7 protein-coding genes and 1 pseudogene are annotated in these 6,131 nt (G+C 40.9%); 2 read left to right on the top strand and 6 right to left on the bottom strand.

The annotated features are described in order from the left end of the window. Window positions 1-141: 141 nt before the first annotated feature. The 5 genes and pseudogenes from K8S13_RS15020 to K8S13_RS15000 all read right to left on the bottom strand — a co-directional run bounded on the left by K8S13_RS15020 (window position 142) and on the right by K8S13_RS15000 (window position 3,241). On the bottom strand, window positions 142-927 hold the full coding sequence (locus K8S13_RS15020; RefSeq protein ID WP_291463701.1) for a DUF2092 domain-containing protein: 786 nt from the start codon (window positions 925-927) through the stop codon (window positions 142-144). 177 nt (window positions 928-1,104) lie between these two features. Next, complete coding sequence (locus K8S13_RS15015) at window positions 1,105-2,112, bottom strand: 3-oxoacyl-ACP synthase III family protein (RefSeq protein WP_291463700.1); 1,008 nt, start codon at window positions 2,110-2,112, stop codon at window positions 1,105-1,107. A 108-nt stretch (window positions 2,113-2,220) separates the two neighbouring features. Further along, window positions 2,221-2,343 (bottom strand): annotated as a pseudogene (locus K8S13_RS15010) (IS3 family transposase); the annotation flags it as partial. 71 nt (window positions 2,344-2,414) lie between these two features. Continuing rightward, window positions 2,415-2,831, bottom strand: coding sequence for a hypothetical protein (locus tag K8S13_RS15005; RefSeq protein ID WP_291463699.1), 417 nt, complete (start codon window positions 2,829-2,831; stop codon window positions 2,415-2,417). A gap of 110 nt (window positions 2,832-2,941) precedes the next feature. Then, window positions 2,942-3,241, bottom strand: coding sequence for a hypothetical protein (locus K8S13_RS15000; RefSeq protein ID WP_291463698.1), 300 nt, complete (start codon window positions 3,239-3,241; stop codon window positions 2,942-2,944). 147 nt (window positions 3,242-3,388) lie between these two features. On the opposite strand from K8S13_RS15000, the gene K8S13_RS14995 reads away from it, so the two are divergent. After that, window positions 3,389-4,360 (top strand): sulfite exporter TauE/SafE family protein, encoded by a 972-nt coding sequence (locus K8S13_RS14995; RefSeq protein WP_291463697.1) that lies wholly within the window; start codon window positions 3,389-3,391, stop codon window positions 4,358-4,360. Window positions 4,361-4,391: 31 nt separating this feature from the next. Further along, complete coding sequence (locus K8S13_RS14990; RefSeq protein WP_291463695.1) at window positions 4,392-4,991, top strand: HupE/UreJ family protein; 600 nt, start codon at window positions 4,392-4,394, stop codon at window positions 4,989-4,991. Between the two features lie 20 nt (window positions 4,992-5,011). Here K8S13_RS14990 and K8S13_RS14985 read toward each other — a convergent pair. Then, the coding region (locus tag K8S13_RS14985) for a DUF3604 domain-containing protein (RefSeq protein ID WP_291463693.1) at window positions 5,012-6,131 on the bottom strand (1,120 nt) is incomplete at its 5' end.

Below are 6,131 nucleotides of genomic sequence, written 5' to 3'. Positions count from 1 at the left end.
GGTTATTGTTTCTATGGCCTATATTGGTATTCTTGTTGCGCCTGGCCGAAGCCGTGCCAAGTGGTAAAAATACCATTGATATGGCCAGTATCATAATAATACAAAAGTTTGAAAAATGAGTGCGATTCATTGCTTTTTCCTTTATTTCTGAACAGAGGTTTTATCTTGCACGGTCTCGATAATATTGATTTTTCGATAGCCCGGTGACGGCTCAAAATTGAACAGGTAATCTGGCAATGCAGTGGAAAAATCCCATTTGTCAAACATTGCTGTGAACTGTGGAGAGCCCTGTTCTGTCTTATGAATGATGACAATTTTACGTATTACAGGAAGCAAGCCATCTTCCACCCATACCTGCCAGTCTATGAGATCGTGCTGGAAGGCAAGATGATGACATCGTATTCCGGACACCATTTCGACACCATAGTACTGACCTGATCGGGCCTTTTCAGCAGAGCCGTCAAAGGGAGTGCTCAACAGCATATCATCCAGCGGGAAGGAAATGTCATACTTCTTTCCCATTGCGGCGATGGTCTTGTCAATGGTGGCAGGTGCTGGAGCAATACCGAAAAAACCGGCTCTCTGATCAAGATAGGTAACACTCTTGCCATTGTAGAAAAAAGTTTTTTCAGGCTGTATGGTCGCAGTCTGGATCCTGAATTGATCCGGCCGGCGAAGATTAAGTTCAATGGTTTTGGCAAACTGCACGTTCCTGTTTTCCGCCGACACAAAATCATTCCATATTTCAACGGAAACGGAAAATTGATTTTGTTTGGCCAGGAATGAAGTGGCCCTGTCAACTATTTTGAGAGCCTGGGGATCAAGATCGCTGGTTTTGTCTTTTGCTAAAGCCGGTTGCACAAGCAGTGCTGTGGCACCGACAAAAAATAAGAACATAATAAATTTATCTTTTAGTAGTTTTTTCATTACTCTCCTTTAACGGGTAAAAATATAAGTTGGTGATAAGGGGCGGGTATCAACAAAGGATTCAACCAATTTTAACGTCGCAAGCGACGGGGTATTAGACCCAACGCGTTGCAATAAAATGATGGTTGCACATTCAAAATTTTAAAAAAAAGATTTTCTTCTGAAAAATTTTAACATTCAAATCATCTTATAGATTACGCCTCCCCAAGTCAGACCAGCCCCTAATCCAAAAAACATAATTGTATCTCCTGCTTTTACCATTTGTTTTTCTATAAGCTCGTCAAAAGCAATGGGGATTGTTGCAGCAGTTGTGTTACCATATTGTTGAATATTGTTGTACATTTTTTTTTCCGGAATTTTCATCCGCTCCCTGAAAACTTCGTTGATCCGTAAGTTAGCCTGATGGGGTATAAACATATCAATATCCTCAATGGACATCTTTGCTTTTTGCAGCAATGCATTAGCTAATTTTGGCAAGCGGGTGACTGCAAGCTTGAACACTTTTTTGCCATCCATATAGGGAAAATGTTCTTTGTTTTCTATAATGGTTGTGCTGATAGGTTGACTTGATTTTTTGGCTGGTAAACCAAATTTTAAAGCCGTCGAATATTTTCCGTCAGCATGTAGGATCGAAGTAATAAATCCACTATTATCCGTTGTTTCTAATGCTTCAATACAGGTAGCTCCAGCGCCGTCTGCAAATATTATGGCTGTATCGCGGTTAGCAGTGGTAAGTTCTATGTACCTGCTTTGGTACTCGGCACCAACCAGTAAAATTTTCTTTGCCTTTTCGCTTCGAATATAGGCATCGCAGAGCTCAAGTCCATGTAAAAAGCCAGTACATTGTTGGCGGATATCAAGCGCCGGTACATTTTTGGCGCCCAGCTTGTCCTGTAAAAGAGCTCCTGAACCAGGGATATTTACATCAGGAGTCATAGTGGCAAATACAATCAGATCTAATTCATCCGGATTCCAATCTGCCCTTTCCAGAGCTATATTAGCTGCATTCAAAGCTAAATCAGAGGTACCAATGTCATCACCTTCTGTTACCCAATACCTGGCTTCAATCCCGGTCCGCTGTACAATCCATTCATGAGTTGTATCCATAAATTCAGTTAACTCATGGTTTGTAACATGTCTATCTGGCACATATCTGCCACTGCTCTTTATTATTGTTCGTATCATAACTTGAATCCCTATATTCAACCAGTATTAAATTAGATCCAAGGATCTTTCCAAAAAATACTGAGTTATATGCTAGTCTGTTTTTGAGACACAAAACCACCCACCAAAGACATATTTGAAAAGTTTACTTTTAGCCTCCCCCCTGGTCTCATATGATTGACCATATACTTCTTCTACTTTTAAGGTATGAAAAAAAGATTCAGCAGGGGCATTATCAAGGCAATTGCCTTGGCCGGGGAAGGATAATCTATTAAAGTTGTAAAACTTTATAAATTGATTGTTTATTAATTATTTGACTAAAATTAGGATAGTGCTAATTCTTCTTTTATAAACATTTTTTTAAGTTTTTCTGGAAGACCCGCAAATGCTTCATTAACAATTTCTACAGTATCATTGAACACAATCTGAACTCTTTGGTTGTATTTTGTTAATTTTTTTAATAATCGTTTTAATGACTCATCTTCAATTGCAGCCAATTGATTTAAATTCAGTTTGACAATACAATCTTCCTTTTTTAGCTTACTTAAAAGATTTTTAGCAAATACCTTTGCATTGACTTTGTCTAGTGTGCTGGCTAATTCAACCATTATTGGTTCATGATTCCAATTTAAATTGATATCTAATATGTTTGAGAATGATTTACCTTTTAAGGCTTCAGCAGCAAGGTTTTTTACCGACACACGGTATTTGGTAATTATTGTTTTGGGTTGATAAATCACCTACCTCATGCATAGCAAGAGGTATGATGAAGCCCCCTCTAAGGCAATGGCATTCGCTTAAGGATTAAACCCATTCGTTTAAGGGATTGCACTGTTGGTGTGGTTGTTGGCTATGTTGCGAGAATTTGAATTTTCTTTTTTTTCTCCTTTGATGGCTGCCATTTAGATCCAGGTTTCATGGATTTGCGGGCATATGAACGACCTGGTCTCTCTTTTTGATTTTCTCGTGAAGAAGATTTATGGTCTGCTGTAGGATAATTGGGTTGATTGAGATCAACATCTGCTTTATTGGTAAAAATACGATTCATAGTTATAAGTGCAAAATGTGCAAAAATTTCCTGCTTTACACCACGTTCACTTTTAGCATGAAAATCTTCGATAGCTGGGAGTTGAAGCGGCCTGGTCAGCAAAACTGATGACGGAAATATTTTTTTATACTTCTCTTGACAAAAAGAAATTCCCTATCTACGATACTCGCCGAATTGAACTATAATTATAAAAATTACAAGTAAATAGATTATAAAATCAAAAATGCAATTCAACTAGAGGACCCATGTATGCTCGTATCCAATTGTTTGTTTAAGATCGGCCGGAAGACCATTTTTTTATGGATTTTGGCGTTTGTGCTTCTATCTCCACTCCTCGGTTTCTCCAGTACACCTGAAACTGAAGCAATGGTCAAAGCATCGGCTCAGGAAACCTCAATTTTAACCGAATTTATTAAAGCCGACTTAACGCCAAAGATGATAATGATGGCGTTACTGACTGCCTTTTTTCTTGGGGCGGTTCATGCATTGAGCCCAGGGCATGGAAAAGTGATGGTTGCATCCTATCTGGTTGGAACGCGGGGAAAAGTCAAAGATGCAGTAACCTTGGGAGGGATTGTAACCATTACCCATGTCATCAGCGTATTAATGCTGGGGGTTGGTACACTGATTTTGACAGAGTACCTGGTAGAAGAACAAGTGTACGGCTGGATAGGGCTTTTCTCTGGACTGATTATTTTTGTTATTGGATATTGGATGCTAGCAAAACCTGCTTTGAACTGGATAAAAAGCGGAGGCCAAAACAATGATCATTCCCATGGTGATCATGGACATTCTCATCATTTCCATAAGGATGCACATAACCATTCCCATGATGATCATGGTCATACACATGGACATGGTTATGGACATTCACATATTCCGGAAGGAGAGATTTCATTTAAAAGCCTTTTAGCCCTTGGAACTGCAGGAGGAATGGTTCCCTGTCCAACGGCAATGGTGGTTTTGCTGGCCTCTATTGCCATTCACAAGATTTTTTTTGGTCTATTGCTCATTATTTCATTTAGCCTCGGTCTGGCAGCCATTTTGATTCTGATCGGAGTGATGACGGTCAAAGCATCAAAATATCTAGAGATTTTTTCCGAGGAGAAAAAATTGATTCAACGGCTTCCTGTTTTCAGCGCTGGAATTATTATGCTGGTAGGTATTTCCATAGCATTTAATTCACTGGTTTCAGCCGGTATTATTACACTTAATATATAATCCATCGTTTTCAACAGGATAAGGTATATCTATGGTGATACTTATCAAAATATTGGTTGGTATTTTTGCTGGTGTGTGTTCCTTTCCTTTGTCGGCATATGCTCATTTCACAACGGAAATGGGGGATTTTTACGGGGGAATTCTTCATCCCATAACCGATTCGCAAACCATTCTCCCCATATTAGGATTTGCCCTTTGGACATCCCAGCAGGGAATCAAGCAGGCAGGAAAAATGATGATGCTGTACGCGGGGATCATACCCATTGGCGCATTTATGGGTTTTATGAATACCGGTTTTTTGCCGGGGCATGTTTTCTGGCTTTGCGTGTTGGCGGGGATTGGGTGTTTAATCACTTGTGAATATCGGCCCGGTCTCCCACTTGCATTTGCGATTACGGTTGTACTTAGCATTTATGCCGGATACGCAAATGTATTTGAAGTCAAAGACAAAATAGGAGACCCCGTGCTCTATATTGTGGGTCTTATTCTTGGTGCCGGACTGCTGGTGCTTTATCTAACTGGTTTTTTACTATCCCGCAAAGTTGAATGGAAAAATATTGCCATCCGGATTGCAGGCTGCTTTATTTTTGTTGCAGGCGTTCTTTTCTTCGTGTTGAAGTTTCCGTTTTAAAACGTATGAGAAAAATGCCCTTACTTAGGCGAATACCAGATGGGTGAAGACCAGGCGCGTTCCTTGATGAAGGCAGGCACCTCTTTTATTGGCTCAATACCCAGCCGGATGGCATCATAGGTTGACCATCGGCAGGTCGGATTCTGTAAGACACGGACATAGTAAAAAGATGCAAAATCGGGATTAAAAGTGTCATCGGTCCAGAGAACCTTTAATTCCTCATCCCCGGAGCCTTCAGTTATTTCACAGGTATTCAGGTTTACACGTGCACCATTATCCGGACATTTTCCCGTTACGGAATCCGGGGCCATTCCATCGGAACAGGCGATATCAAAGACTTCTTCTTTGCGATCACCGTCTTCGATCCATCCTTTAATAATCTGAATACGTTCCAGATTGGCATCTATGGGGTCCTTTGCTGCCCATACAAGAAATTTCGGTTTTTTGGTTTTTTCGTTTTCTTCTAGAATGCTTCCCATGGGTACTCCGGCTTCATATGCGGCAAACACCATATCAGGGCGGTTTATGATATCCTGATCAAAATTCCATCCGGCAAAAAATCGAAGCCGGATACGGGTTCCACTGGTCGCATAGGTCTCTTTTCTCTTCATGCTGTCAAACAGGGCGTCACGGGTATTCTCCTCTGCCCAGATGGCTGCCAATCCCCCCGGGTTATGTGTGATAGGGGTGCCGGGACGGAATTTTCGTTCAGCCAATCTTTTTTGTGCAGGCGAATCCTTGATAGCTGCTTTGCCCCGATAATCCCATTCCTCAGTATCGCCTGGATTGGAATTGTGCGCATCGGTGCTCCCAATGAAACCAAATTGCAGGGGATTAAATCCTATCTCTTTTTCCAGTTCAATTCCAAGCTTTAGGCCTTCCCGGGCATATGATCCTTTACTGGCACACCCTACTAAATTGTCATCCTTGCAAATTGGCCAAAAGAGTTCAAAAGAACACTCTTCATCAGTCGTCCCCACCCCAAAGGCACACTCAGAAGTGCGTTTGCATTGAAAAATTTCCGCCAATGGCTCATATCGATCTCTCCGTTCCCAATCCTTTAGGGTATAAGGGGCACCATCTTCATCATTGCGAGAATAAGCCCTTCCAAAAAAATTACTCATATTATGGGGAATGGTC

This window comes from Desulfobacula sp. (assembly GCF_021107415.1).
This window is presented reverse-complemented; position numbering and strand designations above follow the sequence as displayed.